The organism is Hydrogenobacter sp. T-8, from assembly GCF_011006175.1.
GTDB lineage: Bacteria > Aquificota > Aquificia > Aquificales > Aquificaceae > Pampinifervens > Pampinifervens florentissimum.
Genome location: NZ_CP048795.1, coordinates 1,176,245 through 1,197,868, shown reverse-complemented (window position 1 = coordinate 1,197,868; position 21,624 = coordinate 1,176,245). Strand labels below are relative to the sequence as shown.

Annotated in this window: 22 protein-coding genes; 14 read left to right on the top strand and 8 right to left on the bottom strand. The window is 41.8% G+C overall.

The genetic code is table 11. The features are described 5' to 3' along the window. Positions 1 to 3: 3 nt before the first annotated feature. Together G3M65_RS07010 and bioB are read left to right on the top strand one after the other, a co-directional pair. On the top strand, positions 4 to 216 hold the full coding sequence (locus tag G3M65_RS07010; protein ID WP_173833868.1) for a pantothenate kinase: 213 nt from the start codon (positions 4 to 6) through the stop codon (positions 214 to 216). A 29-nt stretch (positions 217 to 245) separates the two neighbouring features. Next, entirely contained in the window at positions 246 to 1,265 is a 1,020-nt protein-coding gene (gene bioB, locus G3M65_RS07005; RefSeq protein WP_173833867.1) for a biotin synthase BioB, read from the top strand. A 638-nt stretch (positions 1,266 to 1,903) separates the two neighbouring features. Here the strand turns inward: bioB and G3M65_RS07000 are convergent. Next, the gene (locus tag G3M65_RS07000) at positions 1,904 to 3,430 is read right to left on the bottom strand and encodes a YifB family Mg chelatase-like AAA ATPase (protein WP_173833866.1); all 1,527 of its coding nucleotides are present in this window, start codon (positions 3,428 to 3,430) and stop codon (positions 1,904 to 1,906) included. 36 nt (positions 3,431 to 3,466) lie between these two features. On the opposite strand from G3M65_RS07000, the gene G3M65_RS06995 reads away from it, so the two are divergent. From G3M65_RS06995 to G3M65_RS06975, 5 genes are all read left to right on the top strand, one after another. Further along, positions 3,467 to 3,874 carry a coiled-coil domain-containing protein gene (locus G3M65_RS06995; RefSeq protein WP_173833865.1) on the top strand — a complete coding sequence of 136 codons (408 nt, stop codon included), beginning with the start codon at positions 3,467 to 3,469 and terminating at the stop codon, positions 3,872 to 3,874. Then, positions 3,867 to 4,289, top strand: coding sequence for a MotE family protein (locus G3M65_RS06990; RefSeq protein WP_173833864.1), 423 nt, complete (start codon positions 3,867 to 3,869; stop codon positions 4,287 to 4,289). Before G3M65_RS06995 ends, G3M65_RS06990 begins: the two co-directional genes overlap by 8 nt. Before the next feature lie 74 nt (positions 4,290 to 4,363). Next, positions 4,364 to 5,479: a radical SAM protein gene (locus tag G3M65_RS06985; protein WP_173833863.1), complete on the top strand. Its 1,116-nt coding sequence runs from the start codon at positions 4,364 to 4,366 to the stop codon at positions 5,477 to 5,479. Then, positions 5,476 to 5,766 carry an FUN14 domain-containing protein gene (locus G3M65_RS06980; protein WP_173833862.1) on the top strand — a complete coding sequence of 97 codons (291 nt, stop codon included), beginning with the start codon at positions 5,476 to 5,478 and terminating at the stop codon, positions 5,764 to 5,766. Before G3M65_RS06985 ends, G3M65_RS06980 begins: the two co-directional genes overlap by 4 nt. Further along, complete coding sequence (locus G3M65_RS06975; RefSeq protein WP_173833861.1) at positions 5,763 to 6,125, top strand: DUF309 domain-containing protein; 363 nt, start codon at positions 5,763 to 5,765, stop codon at positions 6,123 to 6,125. The genes G3M65_RS06980 and G3M65_RS06975 overlap by 4 nt, the downstream gene beginning before the upstream one ends. On the opposite strand, the gene dnaE is transcribed toward G3M65_RS06975, so the two are convergent. From dnaE to cas6, 3 genes are all read right to left on the bottom strand, one after another. Next, positions 6,111 to 9,575, bottom strand: a complete 3,465-nt coding sequence (gene dnaE / locus G3M65_RS06970; protein ID WP_173833860.1) for a DNA polymerase III subunit alpha — start codon at positions 9,573 to 9,575, stop codon at positions 6,111 to 6,113. The genes G3M65_RS06975 and dnaE overlap by 15 nt on opposite strands. A gap of 110 nt (positions 9,576 to 9,685) precedes the next feature. After that, entirely contained in the window at positions 9,686 to 10,447 is a 762-nt protein-coding gene (locus G3M65_RS06965) for an oxygen-binding di-iron domain-containing protein (RefSeq protein ID WP_173833859.1), read from the bottom strand. A 74-nt stretch (positions 10,448 to 10,521) separates the two neighbouring features. After that, a complete protein-coding gene (gene cas6 / locus G3M65_RS06960) occupies positions 10,522 to 11,220 on the bottom strand; it encodes a CRISPR-associated endoribonuclease Cas6 (RefSeq protein ID WP_173833858.1) in 699 nt (232 codons plus the stop codon). A 79-nt stretch (positions 11,221 to 11,299) separates the two neighbouring features. Here cas6 and cas7i point away from each other — a divergent pair, with 79 nt between their 5' ends. The 7 genes from cas7i to cas2 are packed head-to-tail and all read left to right on the top strand — an operon-like array spanning position 11,300 to position 18,193. Continuing rightward, entirely contained in the window at positions 11,300 to 12,286 is a 987-nt protein-coding gene (gene cas7i, locus G3M65_RS06955; RefSeq protein ID WP_173833857.1) for a type I-B CRISPR-associated protein Cas7/Cst2/DevR, read from the top strand. Between the two features lies 1 nt (position 12,287). Beyond that, complete coding sequence (gene cas5b, locus G3M65_RS06950) at positions 12,288 to 12,944, top strand: type I-B CRISPR-associated protein Cas5b (RefSeq protein WP_173833856.1); 657 nt, start codon at positions 12,288 to 12,290, stop codon at positions 12,942 to 12,944. Beyond that, a complete protein-coding gene (gene cas8a1 / locus G3M65_RS06945; protein ID WP_173833855.1) occupies positions 12,935 to 14,341 on the top strand; it encodes a type I-B CRISPR-associated protein Cas8b1/Cst1 in 1,407 nt (468 codons plus the stop codon). The genes cas5b and cas8a1 overlap by 10 nt, the downstream gene beginning before the upstream one ends. Then, positions 14,298 to 16,469, top strand: a complete 2,172-nt coding sequence (gene cas3 / locus G3M65_RS06940; RefSeq protein WP_173833854.1) for a CRISPR-associated helicase Cas3' — start codon at positions 14,298 to 14,300, stop codon at positions 16,467 to 16,469. Before cas8a1 ends, cas3 begins: the two co-directional genes overlap by 44 nt. Then, positions 16,463 to 16,972, top strand: coding sequence for a CRISPR-associated protein Cas4 (gene cas4, locus G3M65_RS06935; RefSeq protein WP_173833853.1), 510 nt, complete (start codon positions 16,463 to 16,465; stop codon positions 16,970 to 16,972). The genes cas3 and cas4 overlap by 7 nt, the downstream gene beginning before the upstream one ends. Beyond that, positions 16,965 to 17,912, top strand: a complete 948-nt coding sequence (cas1b, locus tag G3M65_RS06930) for a type I-B CRISPR-associated endonuclease Cas1b (protein ID WP_173833852.1) — start codon at positions 16,965 to 16,967, stop codon at positions 17,910 to 17,912. The genes cas4 and cas1b overlap by 8 nt, the downstream gene beginning before the upstream one ends. Further along, positions 17,912 to 18,193 (top strand): CRISPR-associated endonuclease Cas2, encoded by a 282-nt coding sequence (cas2, locus tag G3M65_RS06925; protein ID WP_173833851.1) that lies wholly within the window; start codon positions 17,912 to 17,914, stop codon positions 18,191 to 18,193. Before cas1b ends, cas2 begins: the two co-directional genes overlap by 1 nt. 111 nt (positions 18,194 to 18,304) lie before the next feature. Here cas2 and G3M65_RS06920 read toward each other — a convergent pair whose 3' ends face one another. The 4 genes from G3M65_RS06920 to gnd form a co-directional block, all read right to left on the bottom strand. After that, positions 18,305 to 18,517: a chromosome segregation protein SMC gene (locus tag G3M65_RS06920; protein WP_173833850.1), complete on the bottom strand. Its 213-nt coding sequence runs from the start codon at positions 18,515 to 18,517 to the stop codon at positions 18,305 to 18,307. Between the two features lie 566 nt (positions 18,518 to 19,083). Beyond that, positions 19,084 to 19,356, bottom strand: a complete 273-nt coding sequence (locus tag G3M65_RS06915) for a hypothetical protein (RefSeq protein ID WP_173833849.1) — start codon at positions 19,354 to 19,356, stop codon at positions 19,084 to 19,086. A gap of 72 nt (positions 19,357 to 19,428) precedes the next feature. Then, the gene (gene zwf, locus G3M65_RS06910; protein ID WP_173833848.1) at positions 19,429 to 20,739 is read right to left on the bottom strand and encodes a glucose-6-phosphate dehydrogenase; all 1,311 of its coding nucleotides are present in this window, start codon (positions 20,737 to 20,739) and stop codon (positions 19,429 to 19,431) included. Further along, positions 20,732 to 21,619, bottom strand: a complete 888-nt coding sequence (gene gnd / locus G3M65_RS06905) for a phosphogluconate dehydrogenase (NAD(+)-dependent, decarboxylating) (RefSeq protein ID WP_173833847.1) — start codon at positions 21,617 to 21,619, stop codon at positions 20,732 to 20,734. The genes zwf and gnd overlap by 8 nt, the downstream gene beginning before the upstream one ends. Between the last annotated feature and the right edge of the window lie 5 nt (positions 21,620 to 21,624).

Genomic DNA, 21,624 nt, shown 5'->3' with positions numbered 1-21,624 from the left:
CACATGAAAGTCTACAACAAGGAAGATTTATCATACAAGAATATAGTGGTGCTTGAAGATGGCAAGCCTCCCGAAAAGATTGAAGTTACAGAGGATATTATAAAAATCTACTCCTCAAGAAAGGTCTTTGAAATACCTGCCAAATCCCTGAGAGGAAAAGCTATTCTTGATAGGCTAAACTATCAGGGCGAGCTTACACAAGAGATATATATTTAGTAGACTAATACCTTAGCAAGGAGGCTTGCATGGACAGAGTGGAGAGCTTTCTCTTTGAAGTTTCAGAAAAGGCTATAGCCTATGAGCCTATAGATAAGGAAACCGCACTAAAACTTTTGCAAATACCAGACCAATACATTGCCCTTATGGTCTATCTGGCACAAAAGGTAAAAAACCACTTTCATCCACCAGACAAAGTAGAGTTCTGCTCTATAATAAACGCAAAAAGTGGTGCCTGTTCAGAAGATTGCAAGTTCTGTGCCCAGTCCAAGTTTTACAAAACGCCCATAAACATATACAACCTTGTCCCTAAGGATGAAATATTGGAAGGTGCATATAGAGGTGTGGAGTTTGGTGCAAATAGATACTGCATCGTCCTTAGTGGCAAATCCGCAACTAAGGAAGAGGTGGAAAGAATATGTGAAGGTGTAGAGGAGATTAGGAAGGAAGGGCTTCCCATAAATGTCTGTGTCTCTGCCGGAACCCTTGATGAGGAATCCCTCAAGAGACTAAAATCCGCAGGAGTCAAAAGGGTAAACCATAACCTTGAGGCATCGGAGAACTTTTTTCCTAAGATAGTAAGCACACATACATGGAGAGAAAGGTATGAGACCATAAAAAGGATTAAGTCCGTGGGGCTTTCCACTTGTTGTGGTGGAATTTTTGGCATGGGAGAGTCTGACGAAGATAGGGTTGACCTTGCACTTACATACAGAGAGTTGGAGGTGGATTCTATACCGCTTAACTTCCTTATGCCTATAGAAGGAACGCCTATGGAAACTGCTCCGGGTGTGAGCCCCCTTGAAGCTCTAAAAATAATAGCCATGTTTAGGTTTACAAACCCAAAGGCAGAGCTAAGACTTTGTGGAGGAAGAGAGCAAAACTTGAGAGACTTTCACGGTATGGCTGTTCTTATGACTAACGCCATGATGGTGGGTGGCTATCTCACAAGAGCAGGAAGGGACATAAAAAAGGACTATCAACTTCTCAAGGACTTAGGATATGAAAGGCTCCTTCAGATAGAAGTGCCTAATGGAAACATCTCGTAGCGTCCCTTTTCACCTTTTATGTTTAGAAACCCGCTGAGATAAGTGGTAGGCTTTTTCCATCTATTTAACAAGACCAAGCGGGTTCTTACTGACGGGCTTGGATGTGAAATTCCTATTCTTCTTTATTTCTTTTATTTTATTTCTATCTAGAAATAATAATAATAGACCCCCGCGAATTTCACACCCCCTTAGGGAAAACCTTGAGAATCAAGCACTTGCGGAAACAGAATTTCACACCCCCTTTCAAATGCTTGATATTCCTTGATTTCACGATTGTAGCAAACCCTTGAGAATCAAGCACTTCAGACGAATTTCACAATTTCACAGGTCCGCATTCTAAGTATGGATTTTTCCGTAATTTTTCCGTTTTTGTGTATGTTAGAAAATGTTGGAAAAAGCCATATTTAGAAACATACCCTAAAGAATTTCACAGGGTGTGAAATTTTCCTGTGAAAAACCGAAAAACCTGTGAAATTCGCCTCTAAAAATACACGGAAAAAGCCATACTTAGAAATATGATTTGTATCAGATGTGAAATTCCGCCTTAGGGTGTGAAATTCCCTGTGAAATTCGGGCTAAAAAAGTTATGGAAAAAGCCATACTTAGAAACAGGGTGTGAAATTCTTTTATGATTTATATCATAGAGTGGGTGCTTTTTCGTTTATCCTATACTGGAGAGCTTCTGCTATGTGATGGCTGGCTATTTTTTCTTCTCCTTCAAGGTCTGCTATGGTTCTCGCCACCTTCAGTGCCTTCATATAGCCTCTGCCAGTTAGGTTTAGTCTATCTATGGCACTTTGAAGTAGAGATTTAGCTTCTTGGGTCATCTCGCAGTATTTCTTAACTTGGTCGTTTGTCATGCGTGAATTGTATTTTGTTGGACTGTTTTTAAAACGCTCCCTTTGAATTTCAACAGCTCTCATAACCCTTTGTCTAATCTGTGCTGAGCTTTCGCCTGAGGACATCTTTAGCAGGTCTTCTTTTTCCACTGGATATACCCAAACCTTTAGGTCTATCCTATCCATTATGGGACCAGATATCCTTGACTGGTATGCTTTTAACTGCATGGGAGTGCATACACAGGCTTTGTATGGGTTTCCGTAGTTGCCACAGGCACAGGGGTTCATAGCCACTACCAGCAAAAACTCCGCAGGAAAGCTTATCCTACCACCAACCCTTGACACGGTGACCTTTCCATCTTCCAAGGGCTGTCTTAGAGACTCTATAGCCTTTCTGCTGAATTCTGGAAACTCATCAAGGAAAAGCACTCCCCTGTGTGCTAAGGATATTTCACCGGGCTGTGGCACTGTGCCACCACCTACAAGAGCAGAATCTGAGGCGTTTGTTAGAGGGTTTCTGAAGGGTCTTTTTGTTATAAGGGGTTTGTCCTCGCTCAAGAGACCTGCAACGCTGTATATACGCGTTATCTCCACTGCTTCCTCAAAGGTCAAGGGTGGCATAATGGTAATGAGCCTTTTGGCAAGCATGCTTTTGCCAGCACCAGGCGGACCCACTAAGAGAATAGGATGGAATCCTGCTGCGGATATTTCCATAGCCCTTTTTGCCTGATGCTGACCATAAACCTCGCTAAAGTCCACATCAAAGGAAAGGTTTTGTTCAAAGACCTCCTCTAAGTTCACCTCCACTGGCTTTTTTGAAAGGCTCCCACTGAAAAAATCCAACACATCCCTTAGGCTCTCAAAACCATAAACTTCTACATCTTTGACAAGACCGGCCTCCTTTGCATTGCCTTCTGGAACAATAAACCTTTTGTAGCCAAGATCTCTTAGAGAGAGAACTATCGGCAGGACACCCTTAACTGGGTTTATCTTACCATCAAGAGACAGCTCACCAAGAACCACATGGTTTTCGGGAAAATCTATACCTGTTGAGAGCTTGAGGATACCCAAGGCTATAGGTAGGTCATAGTGTGTTCCTTGCTTTTTGAGATGTGAGGGTGAGAGGTTTACAGTTATCCTTTTTACAGGTAGTTGAAAGCCAATGTTTTTGAGTGCAGACCTTACTCTTTCCCGTGCTTCGTTTATGGCTTTGTCTCCAAGACCTACGATAGAAAACTGTGGCAATCCGTTGGCAATATCTACCTCTACATCTACTTCAAAACCCTCTATTCCCAGAATCCCACCACTTTTTACACGACAGAACATTTTCTCTCCATCATGTCATCAATTTATAATTTTAACATGTCTCTAAAGAGGATAATAAAGCTAAAGGAAGGTATAAAGGAAGCACGGGCAAGGGAATTAAAAGAGCTGGATATGCAAATTGACGCACTAAAAGAAGAAGTAAGGCTTTTAGACCTTCAAGCGGAAAGCATAAATGAGGAGCTAAAGGTTTCCTTTTCTCAGAGTCTTCTTATTCGGTACAAAGCCCTTATGGCAAAAAAGAAAGAGCTAACGGAAAGAATTCGTCAATTGGAGCTTTTGAGGATAGAAAAAAGAGAGAGGTTAAAAGAAGCATACAGAGACCTGAAGGCTCTTGAGATATTAAGGATAAACAAAGAAAGGGAAAACACTATAAAGAACCTAAATATTGAATTTCAGAGGATGGGCTTTATGCATCTCATAAGGCGGAGATGGAGAGATGCTTAGGAGTGTAATTCTTCTGCTTCTGGTTTTTAGTATTGCACTCTCTCAATCTGCCCTTCAAAAGAAACTTAGAGAAGACAGAGAGAGGAAGGCGAAGGAGGAGATCAGCTCCATTTCAAAAGACCTTGAAGAAAAACTAAAAAAGATAGAAGAGGAGCGTAAAAGGCTTGAAGAACTAAAAAAGACATCAAAGCCAAAAGAGGAACAGAGACCTGAAGTCCAAAAACTTGTGGATATATTCAATAAAGCATCTCCTGACGAAGCAGGTGCTATTATGAACAACCTTGAACCAAGCCTCGCTGCGGAGATTTTACTTAATCTAAAAGAAAGACAGGCGGCCGCCATATTGGAAGCTATGGACCCTCAAAAGGCGGCAGAAGTTTCAAGGATTGTGCTGGAGAGAAGAGGAAAAAGATGAGCTTATAAGACTATAAGAAATTGTTAAAAGTGCCTTCGTAGGAAGGCTTATAATAACTCTCTGGAGGTGTAAGGATGGACAGGTTGGTTTTAGAGAGGCTCACAGAACAAAAGGAGAGCCCAGAATACCTTCAGATAAGCATGGCTGCGGCTATGACCCTTGGCATAGTGCCCGGTCAGTTTTATAGAAATACAAGATTGAGCTGTATAAATACTCTTCTTACGTACCCCTCTGGTTGTCATGCCACCTGTGCCTACTGCGGTCTTCAAAAGGCAAGGGAGATGGAATATTCAAAGAAGAACTTTATAAGGGTTGAGTGGCCTACAGTAAAGCTTGACGATATAATAGAAAGGACTAAAAAGGTAGGACATGTGGAAAGGCTCTGCATAGCCCAGATAACCCATCCAAGAGCTATAAGGGATACCAAGTATGTGCTCAAGAGGGTGCTTTCTGAGCTTGGAGACCAGATTTTTGTCTCTTTGCTTATAAACGCAACAGGGACAACCTACGAGGACATGGAAGATTATAAAAAACTTGGTGCGGACACGGTCACCGTTGCTATAGACTGCGGGACACCAGAGGTTTTTGAAAAGCTCCGTGGAAGACCCATGAACAGCCCTCACAGATGGGAAACCTTCTGGAAGGTCCTTGAATGGGCCTGTGATGTTATGGGGGATGGATACGCAGGATGTCATCTTGTGGTGGGTCTTGGTGAAACAGAGCAGGAGATGATAGAAACCATACAGAAAGTGAGAGACCTTGGAGCAAGGACACACCTCTTTTCCTTCTGGCCAGAGGAAGGGTCCATGATGGAAAAGGAAAAACCCTGCCCTGCACCTCAATACAGAAGAGTGCAGTTTGCCAGATATCTCATAGATAATCAGATAGCTCGCTATGAAGATATGAAGTTTAACGAAAAGGGTCAAGTGATAGACTTTGGCATAGACAAGGACACCTTTGAGGAGCTCTTCTGGAGCGGAAGACCCTTTATGACCTCAGGTTGTAGAGGCAAGACCACAGAGGTTGCCTGCAACAGACCTTTTGGAGACAGCTCTGTGAGCGACATAAAGAGTTATCCCTTCAAGCCAAACAGGTCAGACCTTCAGAGAATAAGAAAACAGCTCTTTGACTATGAAATGACCACTAACTATCCAGATGTGCTAAACCCAAGCGTTTTTAGGTATCAATGAATTGGAGTGAGCTTATTTTTGATATGGGCTATGCGGGTTTTGCAGGCTTTGTGGTGGGCTTTGCAGTAAGGAGAGTGCTTAACTTCTTTCTCCTCCTGCTTGGTCTTTATATTTTGTCTCTCATGTGGCTTGCCAGCAAGGGTATAATCACAGTTGAATGGGAGCAGTTATTTGCATTGTTTAAGGGTATGTTTGAAGGCTTTACTGCCTTTGTGCATGGACTTATAAGAAAGTTGGCTTTCGCTGGCAGTTTTGCAGTGGGCTTTGCCATAGGGCTGAAAACTTGAGCGAGAGAGACCTTCTGAGGAAAGTAAAAAGCCTATGGGACAAGGGAGATTTTTACTCCGCTCACGAAGTGCTTGAGGATATATGGAGGCTTTTCCCAAAGGAAGATAAGTTTTCACGAAACTGCTACCAAGGGCTAATAAGGCTTGCCATTGCTTACAACCATTATATATGTGGAAGGAGAGAAAGCTGTATAAGAGTTCTAAAGATGGTTTACCACCAGCTTCAACCTTGTAGGGAGAGCTTTAGAGGTATAGACATAGCCTATCTACTTGAGCATGTAATCAAACACTTACAAATTTTAGAGGCTGGTGGAGATATAAAAGAGTATCCTATCTTTCCAATATTAGGAGATTTCTAAGTTTATTCCCATCTCCCTTAGTTTTTCCCTTAGTTTTACGATGTTTGTTCCCACCTTTATTCTTGGGTCTGCGTGGAGTATGGTTCTATAGCCGTTTATCCTTAGTTCAAGGGTAAGTTCTTTGCCCTCTGGGTCTTCACATTCTCTTATAAGCTCTCTTAGTCTTAGTAGTGCCTCTTCTTGTAGCTCTCTGAGAAAGACCAGCCTTATTTTCATGTCTTCGCTCCTTAGGAATTCCTCTGGCGTGTATACTTCTCTCAGAAGAAGTTTTATCTCCTCTGTTTCTTGGTCTATATCCACTTCAAACTTACCCACTATTACCTTGTCCTCTTTTATCTTCTCACTATTCTGTGAATAAGTTTCTGGAAAGACAAAGACCTGTGCTATGCCCGTCTTGTCTACGAGGTTAAACAAGGCAACTTGGTTGCCCTTTTGGGTCTTTTTTGTCTTAAGGTCTGTTATAACACCCGCAAAGGTGTATGTTCCTCCCTCTGCCTCTTCAAGGACCTCAAGATTAGAAACCTTATTCTTGAGGAGATGTTCATAGGGGTCAAGAGGATGAGAGGATACATAAAAGCCAAGCACTTCCTTTTCATACTTAGAGTAGTCCTCTTCTCTTTTCTCTTCCCTTGTGGCAAAAAGACCTTTACCAAGCAATGCAGAGCTTCCCTCAAGTCTTTGGAGCAGTTCTCCTCTTTTTTCTCCAAAGGAGTCAAAAGCTCCCGCCTTTATGAGTGCTTCAAGGGTCTTTTTGTTTACCTTCTTGCTATCCACCGTTCTTACAAAGTCTCCAAGAGAAGTCCACGCTCTTTTTCTGCTTTCTACTATTAGTCTTGCGGTATCTTCGCCCACACCCTTTATCCTCGCAAGACCAAACCTTATGGTCTTTTCACCTTCTATCACAAAGTCCACACCGCTCTTGTTTATATCTGGTGGCAATATCCTAAAGCCTTCGTTTTTTGCATCCTTTAGGAGATTTATAAACTTCTTGTCGTTCTTTTCGGTAGACAGCTTTACGCAGAAAAACTCCTCTGGATAGTGTGCCTTCAGAAAGGCGGTCCAGTAAGAGAGATATCCATAAGCCACAGAGTGAGATTTATTAAAGGAATAGCTGGCAAACTTCTCTATGTCTTCCCATAGCTGAGTTATCTTTCCCTCATCGTATCCTCTTTCCACTGCACCCTTTATGAACTTTTCCTTCATCTGAGCCATTAGGTCTGCCTTTTTCTTACCTATGGCTTTTCTTAGTGTATCCGCTTCACCTGGTGTAAACCCTGCGAGTATCTGCGAGGCTTTCATTATCTGCTCTTGATAGACCCACACACCATAGGTTTCTTTTAGGACTGGCTCAAGCTCGGGGAAGGGATATTCCACTTTTTCCTTTCCATGCTTTCTGTTTATATAACTATCCACAAGACCGCTTTTTAGAGGTCCAGGTCTATAAAGGGCAAGCACCGCCACTATGTCATCAAAGCTGTCTGGTGCAAGTCTTTTGAGTAGGTTCTTCATGCCACTGCTTTCTAACTGAAAGACTCCCGTAGTGTTTCCTTCTCTCAAAAGCTCAAAGACAGCTGGGTCATCAAGGGGTAGGCTTAGGTAGTTTATATCCACACCGTGCCTTTCTTTGATGAGCTCCCTTACCCTCTGAAGTTCTGTGAGGGTCTTAAGACCCAAAAAGTCCATCTTTATAAGACCTATCTCTTCCAACTTTGCCATATCAAACTGGGTTGCAATAGCACCCTCTTTGTCATAGTAAAGGGGCAGGAGCTCCTCAAGGGGCTTGGGTGCTATCACCACACCCGCTGCATGCAAGGAAGTATGCCTTGTAAGACCCTCAAGCCTAAGGGCTATCTCCACAAGGCTTTTTAGTTCTGGGTTCTCTTCGCAGAGCTTTCTGAATTTTCCTGCGTTTTCCTCTATATCTGTTCTGTGCCTTCCGTATTTGTTCAAAAGCTCCTCTATGGGAGTTAAAAACATCTCTTCCAAAGAGAGCCATGTGCCTTGCACATCACCCTGTGGTATAAGTTTGGCTAAGGTGTCTGCGGTCTGATAGGGTATTCCAAGAGCGCGAGCGGTGTCCCTAAGGGTTTGTTTTGCCTTCATTACATTGTAGGTGATTATCTGTGCCACGTTTTCAGAGCCATACTTGTTTTTCACATACTCTATGACCCTGTCCCTGTTTTCCATGCAAAAGTCCACGTCAATATCTGGCATGGAGACCCTCTCGGGGTTTAGAAACCTCTCAAACAAAAGCCCATGCCTTATGGGGTCTACGTCCGTTATACCTAAGGCAAAGGCAAGGAGAGAACCTGCCGCAGAACCTCTACCCGGACCCACAGGGACACCTTGAGACTTTGCCCAGTTTATAAAGTCTTGGACTATAAGGAAGTATCCTTCAAAGCCCATACGAGAAACCACATTAAGCTCAAACTCAAGCCTATCCCAGTATTCTTTACTATCCTTTGCCAGACCCTGTGAAATTCTCTGTCTTAGACCCTTTATGGCAAGCTCTTTGAGAAAATCTCCAAGAGGCACTCCCTCTGTGGGAAAATGTGGCATAAGATATGAACCACCTTCCAAAAGTTGAAAGCTATCTGCGGTCTTTTCTGCCACCTCAAGGGTGTTTGAAAGTGCGGTCTCCCACCCTTCAAACTTTCCACGAAACTTTTCCCAAACCTCTTCAGGACTGGCAAAATGAAGCCCATCGTTGGCACATTTAAAACCATTACCCTGTTGAATCTCTGTAAGGGTCTTTTTCATCTGTATCGCCATGAGCACCTGATGGGCAAGCCTGTCTTCTGGCATAAGGTAGTGTGAGTCATTAGTGGCAATTAGCTTTACACCAAGCCTTTTAGCTATTTCTATTAGAGTTCTGTTGGCAGTTTCCTGCTCTGGCAAAGAGTTAGATTGAAGCTCAAGGTATAGGTCTTCACCAAAGAGGTCAAGGAACTTTTTGACCCACTCTTGAGCTTTTTCTCTTTCACCAATGCTTGCGTAGTATGTGGGAACTCCCTTCAGACATGCGGTTATGGCTATTAGCCCTTCGTTATATTGACTGAGAAGCTCGTAGTCTATTCTTGGCTTGTAATAAAAGCCTTCCTTATAAGAAAGTGTAGAGAGTTTCATAAGGTTTTTAAGACCCTTGTCATCCTTTGCAATAAGTATAAGGTGGTGGTTGTAGCGGTCTGTGATGTTATCCTCTGAACCCTTACCCTTTCTGTCAAAGCGAGAGCCGGTGGTAAAGTAAGCTTCCATACCTATCAAAGGCTTTATGTCCACAGACTTCATGCTTTTGTAAAAGTCCAAAATGCCAAAGAGGTTTCCATGGTCTGTTATGGCAACTGCCTTATAGCCCAGCTCCTTTGCCCTCTTTACCAAGTCCTTTATCTTTATAGCACCATCCAAAAGAGAATACTGTGTATGAAGATGCAAATGGACAAAGTCTCTCATGACCACCTATAGGTTATAAAGCTATGTGCCTTCTATTGCAAGCCTTTAAAACCTTGAACTATAAAAGCAAGCCCATACCAGCACCAAAACTCAAGAAACTCTGAACTTTTTTAGCCAGTGGGCACTTGATATCTCTCCTGAGTCATTAGGTCAACACCCACCTCAAGGTTTTCTACCCATTCTATAAATCGGTTTACCATGTCTTTACCTTTGAATATAGCACCATGCTGTGGCACTATCATCTCAATATCAAGCTGACGCACCATATTTGCCCAAAAGCGTAGTATCTTACTGCTTGCAATATATCTCCTGTGGAAGCCTTCCATATACTTTATGTGCTTATCAAAATCCTCCACCACAAAGTAGTCCTGCCCAAGGGATGCTCCAAGGTCTCCAGAAAAGAGTATTTTAGAGCATGGGTCGTATACCTGAAAGTTGCCCGGAGAATGCATAAAGTGTGCTGGCAGGATGTATAGCTTGCAGTCTCCACCAAGAGTTAACACCGTTCCACCATCGTCTATGGGGAAGACCCTATCTTCAAGCTGAGAGTCCAACCCAAAGTGTGGCAAGAACCTCATCCAGAGTTTGGAAATGTAAGCGACCGCCCTTGTAGTCATAAGCCAGCCGTTTATAGAGGCTACTATGTCGGGGTCTTGGTGAGAGAGGAATATATACTTTATCTGGTTGGGTGGTATGTAGAGCGAGAGGTCTGAAAGGAGCTTGGAGAAAACCTTATGACCTCCTGGGTCAAGGAGCATGCCTTCGCCCTTATGAATGATAAGCACTTGGTTTGCCTGCACCGCAGAAGCAGGGGTTAGCTCTTCAAAGAAGACCACCTTGTGGTCTGGAGTGTTGAAGATAACATTTTTCATATTGCACCTCCAACATGATAGAGGTCATATTTTAAATATAGCACACAAGTAGTGAGATTTAAAGTGTTTTAATTTTAGTCCACCTCAAGGTATCCAAAGCCTTGACCCGTCCTTAGACCAAGCCCATATTGGTAGACAAATCTCAAAACTTCTGGGTTATCTGTGTTTATACGAAACCTTCCAAGAAAAGCCCTAATGTGCCCACCATAGTGCTTTATGAACTCTTCCTTGAAGTATTTAAAGCTAAAGGAAAACTCTTCTATCTTTGGCTCATAGCCCTTTATAACCCTAAAGCGTCTAAGTATGTTCTCAAGAAGAGCATCTTCAAAGCCTTCTTCCATAGGAATTAGATATCTTGCTTTTGGGCTGTCTTGTGAAAATACCGGCTTTTCCACTACCACAGGAGACAGGCTTTTGAAACTGCCCTTTGACCAATCTCCCTCCTTTTCTAACTTAATCTCCTTTATAACAAACTCCGCATCTCCTATCTTGTGGGTTTTACCCTTGAGAGAAGATAACCCATTGTAGAGCCTTAGCCCATAAACTGGGTCTCCTGTGGAGATGCGTAGGTTTATAAACTTTACACCGCTTATGGTTTCTTCCTCAAAGACCACACCCTTTCCGAGGTATACCGCAAAGGTGTAGGGTCTTACTGGATTTTCAAGAAACTCCCTAACTCCAAAAACCCTCTTCATCAAAGATATGAGCCTGCGTCTGTAGTCTATGGGTATCTTCTCTCCCCTTTGACTTTCCATTTTCACCAAAAAACGCATAGAGAAAATTTTAAACTGTCAGAAACTGTAAAAAGTGTCTGTTAACATAAGTAAGTAGAACAACTAAGGGAGGTCAAAAATGGCTGGATTAACCCTTACGGTAATAACCCACAGGGCAAGCTCTCTCAACTATGGAGAGAGTATAGGTAATGTGTCTGTGCTTAAGAAGATTACCCTTGCGGATAACACACAGCTAACCTATGCCTCTGACAAGGCTTTAAAGTATGAGATAAGAAGGCATGGAAGGGAAAGGTTTGGCTGGAGGCTGTTGGATGAAAAGCTAAAGGAGTATATTGCAAGACACACTTCTAAGGATACTCTTGATGTGGATAAGTTTGGCGAGGACTTGGTAAAGGACTACGAAGAGTTTGACCTTTTTGGTGGGCTTTTTACAAAGCCTGCTAAGGAAGAGGATGGTAAAAAGAAGTCCCTAAAGCTCTCAAAGGGTGATGCGGTAAAGAGGGTAAGCGTAGTCAAAACCAGCTATATGTTTTCCGTAAGTCCCTTCAAATCCGATATGGACTTTATGAACAACATAGATGCCTACAACAGATACATAAGGCACATAGAGGATAGAGGCGACCAAGCGATAGTAAACTCCGAACAACACACCTCTCACTACATCTACACCCTTACTGTAGACCTTGACCGTGTGGGTGTGTGGGAAACAGAGGAGGGAGAAATAAAAGAGGTCATAGACTCTCAGGCAAAGGCAAAAAGAGTGGTGGAACTTCTTGAGGTTATAAAGACCCTTAGCAGGCAGATAAGAGGCAGATGGGAAAACCTCTCCCCAGTTTTTGTAGTTGGTGGTGTCTTTAGCGTGAAAAATCCCTTTTTTATGGATGCGGTAAAGGCTGTGGAAAAGGAAGGAAAGCTAATTCTTGACATAAACGCCCTAAGAGATGCCATAGACCTTGTCCCAGAAGGTGAGGAGGTTTTAGTGGGAGTTGCCTCTGGACACTTTCATAACGAAGAGGATATAAGAACCCAGCTAAGTGCAAAAGGTGTAGCAGAGGTCTTTGAGAGCCTAAGGCAAAAGGTTAAGAGTGTTTACGGAGTGCTCTAAGATGAAAGCCCTAAGGTTTGAACTCTTTACGCCTACTGGCATCTTCAAGGCCCCTTTTTCCTTAAAGGGTATAGAGACCTATCCGCTTCCACCCTATTCTACCATAATAGGTCTTTTGTATACCGCCATAGGAAGAAAATGGCAAGGCGAAGAGTTTCAAATATCCATACAAGGCAGGTACCAAGCCCTTTTTAGAGATTATGTGCGTTTTAGGAAGTATAATGTGGATAAAAAGAAGTTAGAAGTTGTTCCCATTGAAGTCCCCATACTTTACCAGCTTGAGCTAATAGTCCATCTATACGGCGAATATGAGCTTTTGAGAGAGTTTGCAGAGGCTTTGAAAAAGCCGCAGACTTATCTTTACCTCTCTGGTGGAGAGTATGCTGTAAAGATACGAAGGATAGATTTTGTAGAGCTTGAGGAGAGAAAGGTGGAAGAGCTTAAACTTGAATGGTCCGCCTTTTTACCAAAGGATAGGTATATTAACCTATCTACATACCCATCTGGTATATTTTATCTTTTGCCAACCTTTCTAAAAAGGAACAGCAGTTTAAGAGAGCACGAATGGATGGAAGTCTACTACCTCCAAAAGGGAACTGTAGTAGAGGAGGGTGAAATCCTGATGGAAAAAGAAGGAGGGCTTCCAGTATGGCTATAAGGTTTCGGATAGACAACTGGCTTATGGCTTCCAGTGCGGTAGGTTTTGCTAAGGTTTTAAATCATGCAAAAATTGACCCACTACCTTACTTCAAAGAGCGTGTCCTGGAAGTTCCACAAGACCTATGGGAAAGACTTCCAGAACTGTATGCGGACTATCTTCTAAAATACCCTGCTAACATTTCAAGGCTTAAAGTTTTTTACAACAACTCACCTCTAACTAATCCTAATCCTAAAGCAAAGATATCATTGAATAATAAAAAAGAAATAGAAAAATTCTTTCAAAAATTACTTTCTGTTAATACTTCAAATAACTTCCCTAAATGCTTTTTCTGTAAGGAAAGAAACTCTTACAAAAAGGAAAATTTCTACAAGACTTTTGATGCGATTAACTTCACACCGCTTTCTGCAAGTCCAAACACTTTTCCAAACCTTTTCTACAACGGTGTAAATACTATGTTTTTATGTAAAGAATGTGAGGCATTGCTTTACTTTGCTTGTTTTGGCTTTACAGATATTGAAAGAAGGTATATTTTTGTTTATCTTCCGGATGATATAAGATCTATGATAGGTATAAATAATGCCTTGGAGACCCGCAAGTGGATATCTGCGGACATAATAAAAGAAAGTCTTATTGAAGTGGTAAAGAGTATTGAGAAGTATAAGGCTGGCTGGTCTTTGGAAAACATCTATGTTGTGGAGATACAAACTGTAAGTAAAGCACAAAGCAATATCTACACCTTCAGCTTAAGCCAAATACAGGCACACGCCCTCAGAGAATACATAGAAGAATATCCGAAGAGTCTTAACCCTCTCTTTGATATATTCCTCAAGTATGTCTACTATGGTAAAAGCCTATATCATATGCTATACAAGATAATGTTAGGTTATATTTTTGCAGGTAATTATGAAGGTAAGGAGAAAATTAATGATGATGTAAGGCTTATTAAATATGGAACTGAGGCTGCTTTTAAAAGTGAAAGAAGCTCTAAACAAAAGAGTGGTTTGGATAAAAGTCTTATATATCTAATAAAATTTCAGGAGGTGTTAAACATGCAAGCAAATAAGGAGAAAGAAATCAACTCAGCTTTTGTGGAGGGTAAGAAGTTAGCACAAAGCTACAAAGAAAGCCTTGGAGAAGATAGGGCAAAGAATAAGATAGAAAGCCTCTCTTACCGTTTGCTTGAGGCGGTTAGAAGAAGGGACATAGACCACTTTTCTCAAAACCTAATAAGGGCATACCTTGAAGTGGAAAAGCCTATACCGCGTGTGTTTCTAAGTGCTATAAAGGAGGAGGGCTTAGAAAGAATAGCCTACGCTTTTCTTATTGGCTTGAACGGTAAGGAGGGAAAGGATGAGTCTAACACAGAAACTGAAGATAGCTTGGGCGAAGAGTGATGGCACTTCTATAAGAGAGCATACAGACAAACTCTTGGAAAATCTCAAACTCCTTAGAAGCCTATACGGAGAGGATATAGAAAAAGCCTGTCCTGTAGGTTTGAGGAGCTATCTTTGGAAGGCTTTGGAGATTGCCTGCGAGTATCATGACTATGGAAAACTTCATTGTAAATTCCAAAGGGAAGTGGTAAAAAACAAAAACTATCCAGATTCATATGTGGAAAAAATACGACATAACCTACTATCTCCAGCTTTCATGGAAAATTTGGACGATGAGTTTTTGAGAGACATATGTGCTCTTACCATAATTCACCATCATAGGGTGGAAACAGGCAACGATGTAGCGGAAAAGGTTAAGGAAGTTGCCTCTAAGGAATTTGGTATTTCTATACAGAGTTGGCACAAGAGATTGCTAAGAAGATTGGAATACGAAGCTCTCATATACCTTTCTAAAAAACATGAAAAACCTATGGAAAATTTGAGGAATTTCTATATACTCTTAAAGGGTCTTTTATTGCGTATAGACCATGCAAGCAGTAATAAGGATATAGAGAGCCTTGAGGTTGAGCCGATAAGGGATGTGGCAAAGGTTATAAAAGACAAAAAGGGCTTTGAACTAAATGACCTGCAGGAGTTTGTCTTAAAGAACAGAGACAAAGACTTACTCCTTAGTGCACCTACGGGATACGGAAAGACGGAAGCGGGCTTTATATACTTAGAAGGTAAAGGATTTTTTACCATACCAGTTAGAACTTCTGCAAATGCCTTATATCTGAGGGCTAAGGACCTCTTTGGAGAAAAGGCTGGACTTTTACATTCTACCGCCTTGAACTTTCTTATAGAGGAAAACAGAAACCACTTAACTGGGCTTATTGTGGACTACGAATATGCCAGAAACTTTTCAAAGGCATTGCTTGTTTGCACTCCAGACCAGCTATTTCCTTTTGTTTTTGCCTACAAGGGCTTTGAAAAGAGCCTTGCAGTCCTTTCCTATTCAAGAGTGGTGGTGGATGAGTTTCAACTTTTTGAGCCTCATACTCTTGGCTTTTTGGTGGAAGGCATAAAACTTGCAAAGAAGGTGGGAGCTAAGGTAATGCTTATGACAGCAACCGTGCCAGAGTTTATCCGAGAAGACTTACCAGATTTTACAGAGAAGGTTTTTGACAACCCAAAGCCTCGCCATAACCTAAAACTTATAAAGGATAGCGTCCTTTCAGAAAACGCCTTGAGGCTAATAAAAGAGAAGTCTCAAGAAGGAAAGGTTTTGGTTATTCTAAACACAGTAAGGAGGGCTGTTGACCTTTATGATGCTTTGAAGAAGGAAGGGCTAAAACCTAATCTGTTGCACTCAAGGTTTATACAACTGCAAAGAAAACAAAGGGAAAAGGAAATAGAGAGCTTTTTCAAAGAGGGGAATGGTGGCATATGGATTACCACACAGCTTGCAGAGGTTTCTCTTGACCTTGATGCGGACTTTCTGATAACGGAGTATTCCACACCAGACAGCCTTTTCCAAAGGCTTGGGAGGGTAAACAGAAAAGGAAAAAAGCAAGTAGAAGAGCCTAACGCTTACATATTTACAGAAGACTGCTCTGGCATAGGCGGTGTCTACAGAAAAAGCATACATGAATACTCTAAAGGTAAACTACGGGAGGGTATATGGACAGAGCAAGACAAAAGGAACCTGCTTTCCGAGATATATTCAAGAGAAACCCTCTCCAAAATAGACCCTAAATACATGGAAGATTACTCAAAGGCGAAAGAATATGTGAGAGACATTTGGAATACCTTAGGGCTTATCTCTCAAGAGAGCAGGAAAAAAGCCCAAGAACTTTTTAGAGATATCCATTCAATCACGGTAATACCCATATATTACAAGGATAAAGTAGAGGCACTCATACAGAATTACAAAAATAGCACAGAGAAGGAGGAAAAAATCCAAGCTCTGAACCAAATTTTGGACTATACCTTTAACATCCCCGCTTATATGCCAAAGGATAACATGTTAGAAAGGATAAAAGGACTTGAAACCTTTAACCTCCACTGGCTGAAGGCTCCTTATGACGAGGAGAAGGGATTGGCTGAACTTAGAGAAGACCCTGAGCTAAGCTCGGATAATGTATGGTGATTAGGGAGCTTAAATACAAAGGCACTCAGGTAGCCTACTATGTGGTTTGTAAAAGAAAGTTGTGGCTTTTTTCTAAAGGCATAGGTTTTGAGCATCTTTCTGAAAGCGTGGCTCTGGGAAAGTTGCTTGACGAAGAAAGTTTTAAGAGGGAAAGAGAAGAAGGTTTTTACGACGAGCCTGTAAGGATGGATTTCATAAAAACATATGATGGGCTTGTGGTTCACGAGGTAAAGCACTCAAGAGCCATAGAAGAGTCTCACCTTCTCCAAGTTAAGTATTACATGTACTACCTAAAAAGCAAAGGGCTTGAGGTTTCTCACGGCATTTTGCACTATCCAAGGGCTAAAGAGATAAGAAAGGTTTATCTTAGCAAAGAGGATGAGTTTATTATAGAGGACGCACTCAAGGGTATAGGGTATATACTTTCTTTGGAAAAGCCACCACCTATAGAAGAAAAGCCTTACTGTAAGAGCTGTGCTTACGAGGAATTTTGCTATGGGTAGAGTTTATTATATAACTCATTCTGGAGAGCTAAGAAGAGAGGAAAATACCATAATTTTTGAAAACTCAAGCATAAAAAAGTCTATACCCATAGAGGATATTGATGAACTTTTCCTCTTTAGTGAGGTTTCTACCAACAGCAAGGCTTTAGCATTGCTTTCCAAGAAGGGTGTAATAGCACACTTTTTCAATCACTACGGATACTATATAGGTAGCTTTTATCCAAGGGAGACAAACCTTTCTGGCTTTTTGCTAATTAAACAAGTGGAGCACTACACAAATACCCAAAAGAGGCTATATCTTGCAAAGGCTTTTGTAGAAGGAGCTATCGTAAACCTAAGCACACTTTTTGGTCTAAGAAAAGAGGACTATCTTTTTGCACTCCGTGAGGCAAAGAACATTCCCGAAGTTATGAAGGTAGAGGCGGACCTCAGAAAGGATTTTTATAGAAGGTTAGAACAAGAAACTGGCTGGGAGTTTGAGAAAAGAACCAAGAGACCACCTCAGAATCCTCTCAATGCACTTATTTCCTTTGGAAACTCCTTAGTATACGCCAAAGTTTTAGGTGAGGTCTACCATACTCAGCTAAATCCTACTGTGAGCTATCTTCATGAACCTTCCACAAAACGCTTTTCTTTGTGTCTTGACATAGCGGAGGTTTTTAAACCAATACTTTCTGATGTCCTAATAGTCAAGCTTATAAGAGATGGGGTTTTACAGGAATACCACTTTTCTGAAGAGCTTAACTTTACATATCTCTCTCCGGAGGGAAGAAGACTATTTGCAAAAGCCTTTGATGAACTTCTTGAGTCTACAGTAAGGCACAGAAGGTTAAAAAGAAAGATATCCCACAGACAACTTATAAGGCTTGAACTCTACAAGCTAATAAAACACCTCCTTGCAGAAGAAAATTACAGACCACTAAACTACGCAAGCCTTTGATGTGGATAATCCTTGTATATGATATATCTACAGAAAACAGAGAAGGTCAGAAAAGGCTCAATAAAGTGCGGAAGATAGCAAAGAGATACATAAACCACGTGCAAAAGTCCGTCTTTGAGGGAAACATAACAAAATCAAAACTTGAAAGACTAAAAAGCGAGTTATTGCAAGTAATAAACAAAAAAGAGGATAGCCTCATAATCTACATTTTTGACGACCTTGTGGACTACAAAAGAGAAATACTCACCGAGGGGGAAGACCCAACTTCCAATATCCTCTAAATTGTTCTTTATGGTATAATACTCCCTATAAGGCTTTTAGGGAGCATTTGCTCCCATGACATTTTGGCAACTGAATAGGGCTTTTGATTCTTGAGGCTAAAGGAGTAGTATTCACTCAAGAGGCTTGAGAAGTCCCTCCTCGTCCACTTGCATGATGGTGGTCTTTTCTTTGAGTTTTTCCAACTCCTTTAACTTTTTGGCTATTAGCTCTCCCATTGAGATGTTCCTTTTTATGCTCTCTATACGCAGGGTCTCCCAGAGGTCATAGGGTAGAGATATAGTGGTTCTCTTAAACTTTTGCCTTTTCCTCTGCTTACCTCTCATAGGTTATATTTTAATGCCCTTATGCTTTTATGTTTTGGCATAAAGATGCAGTGATGCTTTGATGTTTTGATGACATATGTCTCAAAACCTTGTCTCTCAAGGGTTTAAATTTGACAATACCATACTCAACCCTGCATGACCTGACACTTCTGGCAAACCACCTTCACTTGAGAGGGGTATCCCCTTGACAAAAGGCTTGATATGTCTTATTATTCTTTATGTTGTGAGTTGAGGTTGCTAATCCACCGTGTGGAGTTGAAACGAAAATAATCCAAGAGACAAAAGCCCACCAACTGGAGTTGCTAATCCACCGTGTGGAGTTGAAACTGCTTCTTTGCGACCTCTACGGCTTCATCGTAGTTCATGTTGCTAATCCACCGTGTGGAGTTGAAACCCCATAGAGGATTGGATAGAAAAAGCAAGGGACTTATTTAAGTCAAAGGCTATTAGAATAGACACCTACAAAAGACATGCCTTTTGTTAAGGATTTTGATAAGCTCTTTAGGGAGAGATGTCTATGTCCATATCTAATAGCCAAAGCTGTTCCTCCTGCCAAGTAAAAGCCTTCAGTAAGGGATAAGGATACTACCTTCTCTAAAGTTCTTTTCTGAATATCTCTTAAGCTCATCCTCAGAAACCTCTAAAACCACCTTCCAAAAACTCCTATCCTTGCGGTGAAACCTATGGAGATTGTTTAGAAATATCCCTTTTAACTCCTCTTTGCTAAAAAGCGGTGCAATCTCAAGAGGATTGGCATATAGTATAGCTCTTATCAAAAGCTCCTCCCTGCTCCTTTCTCCATCCCAAGAATATTTCTTAAGAAACTCCTCTTGGGTCATCTTTAACTAATATCTCCCTTCTTGGCTCATTTGCAAGTTCAATGTCTGTTCCTCAATTCACTGCATAGACGATTAGGGTAAAAACTCCTCTGCCTCCTTTGGCAGTTTTACACCCTTTGGATAAACAAAAGGCTCATCCTCCATGTTTAAGTATGGCTCAACCACTTCCCAAAGGGTTTCTATCTCATCTCCTCTTATGAAAAGAGATTGGTCTCCTTCTACAATATCAAGGAGCAAGACCTCGTATGCGTCCTTAAACTCTGAGGGAAACCTATACTCCATAAAGGTCTCCACTGGGCAAGCCATAAACCTGCCAGTGGGCGGTCTTAGTTCAAAGACTATCTGGAGCTTACTCTCTGGTGCACTCTGAAAGACTATTCTATTTTGGTGTGGCTTGCAGTCAAGGAGCTTGGTAAAGCTCTGTGGAACTTCCCTAAAGACTATCTCTATCTGGGTTAGTTTCTCAGAAAGGGCTTTTCCTGTCATTAGATAAAAGGGCACTCCGTGCCAGCGGAAGTTTTCCACCAAGACCTTGGCAAGCACAAAGGTCTCTGTTTTGGAGTTTTCCACTCCTATCTCCTGCCTGTAGCCTTCGTATTGACCTCTTGTGAGCTTTTCAATGCGTGTGTTTTTTAAGACCTTTACCTTTTCGTCCCTTATAAACTTCTCTGACATGTAGGCGGGTGGCTCCATGGCGGTAAAGGCAAGCATTTGGAGCATATGGTTTTGTAGCATATCCCTTATAGCACCCACCTTGTCATAAAACTCTCCCCTTCCTTCCACTCCCACCTTCTCAAGGGCGTATATTTTCACATGCTCAATAAAATTCCTGTTCCATATGCCTTCAAAGATGGTATTGGAAAACCTCAAAGAAAAGATGTTTTGTATGGTATCCTTGCCAAGAAAGTGGTCTATGCGGTATATCTCCTCTTCAATAAAATACCTATGTAGGATATCGTTTAGCCTCTTTGCGGACTTTAGGTCAAAACCAAAGGGCTTTTCTATAACTATCTTTCTTGGGTTTGTGTAGTTTCTTAGGAGCTTTCCAAGATTTCTAATAGTGTCCTCAAAAAGATATGGACTAAGTGCAAGGAAAAAGATAAGCTCTTGACCCTTTAGGTTTTCTATGAGCTTTCCAAGCTCTGCGTATGAGTTCCAATCTCGTGCATCAAAGGGTAAAAAGTTGCATAGCTTTCCAAAGCCAGCGTCCAGTCTACAAACCACCTGCTCCCAATCTTCTCGCTTACTTCTTGCCAAGGAATACACCCTGTCAAGTCCACTTAGATAACCCTTTGCGTAAAGCCTTGAGAGTGCAGGAAAGAGTTTCTTTTTTGCAAGGTCTCCCGTCCCACCAAGAATAAAAAGAGAGAAACTTCTATTCATCCTTTTTCTTTACCTGATGTCTTCCAAACTCAAACCTAAGACCTGCCAAAAGGCGGTCTCTAAAGGAGTTATCTTGCCTTGAGCGAAAGCGAGCAAAGAGAGCCTCCGCAATAGTTGGCACTGGCACAGCCCTTTTTATGGCTTCCTCTACCGTCCACCGACCCTCTCCCGTGTCTTCCACATAAGGCTCAAGCTCTTGCAGGTCTCCAAAGTCCTCAAAGACCTTTTGAGTGAGTTCCATAAGCCAGCTACGGATAACACTACCCGTATTGTATATGCGTGCAACCTCCTTCAAGTCATATTCAAAGCCACTTTCTTTGAGGAGCTCAAAACCCTCACCAATAGCCTGCATAAAGGCATACTCTATGCCGTTGTGAACCATCTTGGCAAAATGCCCCGCACCAGAAGAACCAAGATAGGCATAGCCCCTACCCTCATAGGATAGGTCTCTCAAAATTGGCTCAATCCTCTCAAAGGCAGACCTGTCCCCACCCACCATAAGACAATATCCAAGCTCCTCACCATAAACACCGCCACTAACACCCACATCCAAAAAGTAAACACCCATATCCTTCAAAGCCTCCGCCCTTCTTTGAGAGTCTTTGTAAAAGCTGTTTCCACCGTCCACCACTATGTCTCCCTCTTGCAGATAAGGCTTTATGTCTTCAAGAACCTTGTCCACCACCTCGTGAGGAACCATAAGCCATACTAACTTCTGCCCACTAAGACCCTCAAGGCTCTCCAAAACTTCCATATAAGCCCTTGCCCTCTCCCTTGCCTCCGGGTTTGCATCATAGCCCGCTACTTTATGCCCCTTTGAAAGTAGCCTTCTTGACATACCAAGCCCCATCCTCCCCAAGCCTATCATAAAAATGTTCATAGGCT

Coding starts and splice junctions, on each gene's coding strand:
- G3M65_RS07010 (WP_173833868.1), top strand. CDS start 4: ATGAAAGTCTACAACAAGGAAGATTTATCATACAAGAATATAGTGGTG.
- bioB (WP_173833867.1), top strand. CDS start 246: ATGGACAGAGTGGAGAGCTTTCTCTTTGAAGTTTCAGAAAAGGCTATA.
- G3M65_RS07000 (WP_173833866.1), bottom strand. CDS start 3,430: ATGTTCTGTCGTGTAAAAAGTGGTGGGATTCTGGGAATAGAGGGTTTT.
- G3M65_RS06995 (WP_173833865.1), top strand. CDS start 3,467: ATGTCTCTAAAGAGGATAATAAAGCTAAAGGAAGGTATAAAGGAAGCA.
- G3M65_RS06990 (WP_173833864.1), top strand. CDS start 3,867: ATGCTTAGGAGTGTAATTCTTCTGCTTCTGGTTTTTAGTATTGCACTC.
- G3M65_RS06985 (WP_173833863.1), top strand. CDS start 4,364: ATGGACAGGTTGGTTTTAGAGAGGCTCACAGAACAAAAGGAGAGCCCA.
- G3M65_RS06980 (WP_173833862.1), top strand. CDS start 5,476: ATGAATTGGAGTGAGCTTATTTTTGATATGGGCTATGCGGGTTTTGCA.
- dnaE (WP_173833860.1), bottom strand. CDS start 9,575: ATGAGAGACTTTGTCCATTTGCATCTTCATACACAGTATTCTCTTTTG.
- G3M65_RS06965 (WP_173833859.1), bottom strand. CDS start 10,447: ATGAAAAATGTTATCTTCAACACTCCAGACCACAAGGTGGTCTTCTTT.
- cas6 (WP_173833858.1), bottom strand. CDS start 11,220: ATGCGTTTTTTGGTGAAAATGGAAAGTCAAAGGGGAGAGAAGATACCC.
- cas7i (WP_173833857.1), top strand. CDS start 11,300: ATGGCTGGATTAACCCTTACGGTAATAACCCACAGGGCAAGCTCTCTC.
- cas5b (WP_173833856.1), top strand. CDS start 12,288: ATGAAAGCCCTAAGGTTTGAACTCTTTACGCCTACTGGCATCTTCAAG.
- cas8a1 (WP_173833855.1), top strand. CDS start 12,935: ATGGCTATAAGGTTTCGGATAGACAACTGGCTTATGGCTTCCAGTGCG.
- cas3 (WP_173833854.1), top strand. CDS start 14,298: ATGAGTCTAACACAGAAACTGAAGATAGCTTGGGCGAAGAGTGATGGC.
- cas4 (WP_173833853.1), top strand. CDS start 16,463: ATGGTGATTAGGGAGCTTAAATACAAAGGCACTCAGGTAGCCTACTAT.
- cas1b (WP_173833852.1), top strand. CDS start 16,965: ATGGGTAGAGTTTATTATATAACTCATTCTGGAGAGCTAAGAAGAGAG.
- cas2 (WP_173833851.1), top strand. CDS start 17,912: ATGTGGATAATCCTTGTATATGATATATCTACAGAAAACAGAGAAGGT.
- G3M65_RS06920 (WP_173833850.1), bottom strand. CDS start 18,517: ATGAGAGGTAAGCAGAGGAAAAGGCAAAAGTTTAAGAGAACCACTATA.
- G3M65_RS06915 (WP_173833849.1), bottom strand. CDS start 19,356: ATGACCCAAGAGGAGTTTCTTAAGAAATATTCTTGGGATGGAGAAAGG.
- zwf (WP_173833848.1), bottom strand. CDS start 20,739: ATGAATAGAAGTTTCTCTCTTTTTATTCTTGGTGGGACGGGAGACCTT.
- gnd (WP_173833847.1), bottom strand. CDS start 21,619: ATGAACATTTTTATGATAGGCTTGGGGAGGATGGGGCTTGGTATGTCA.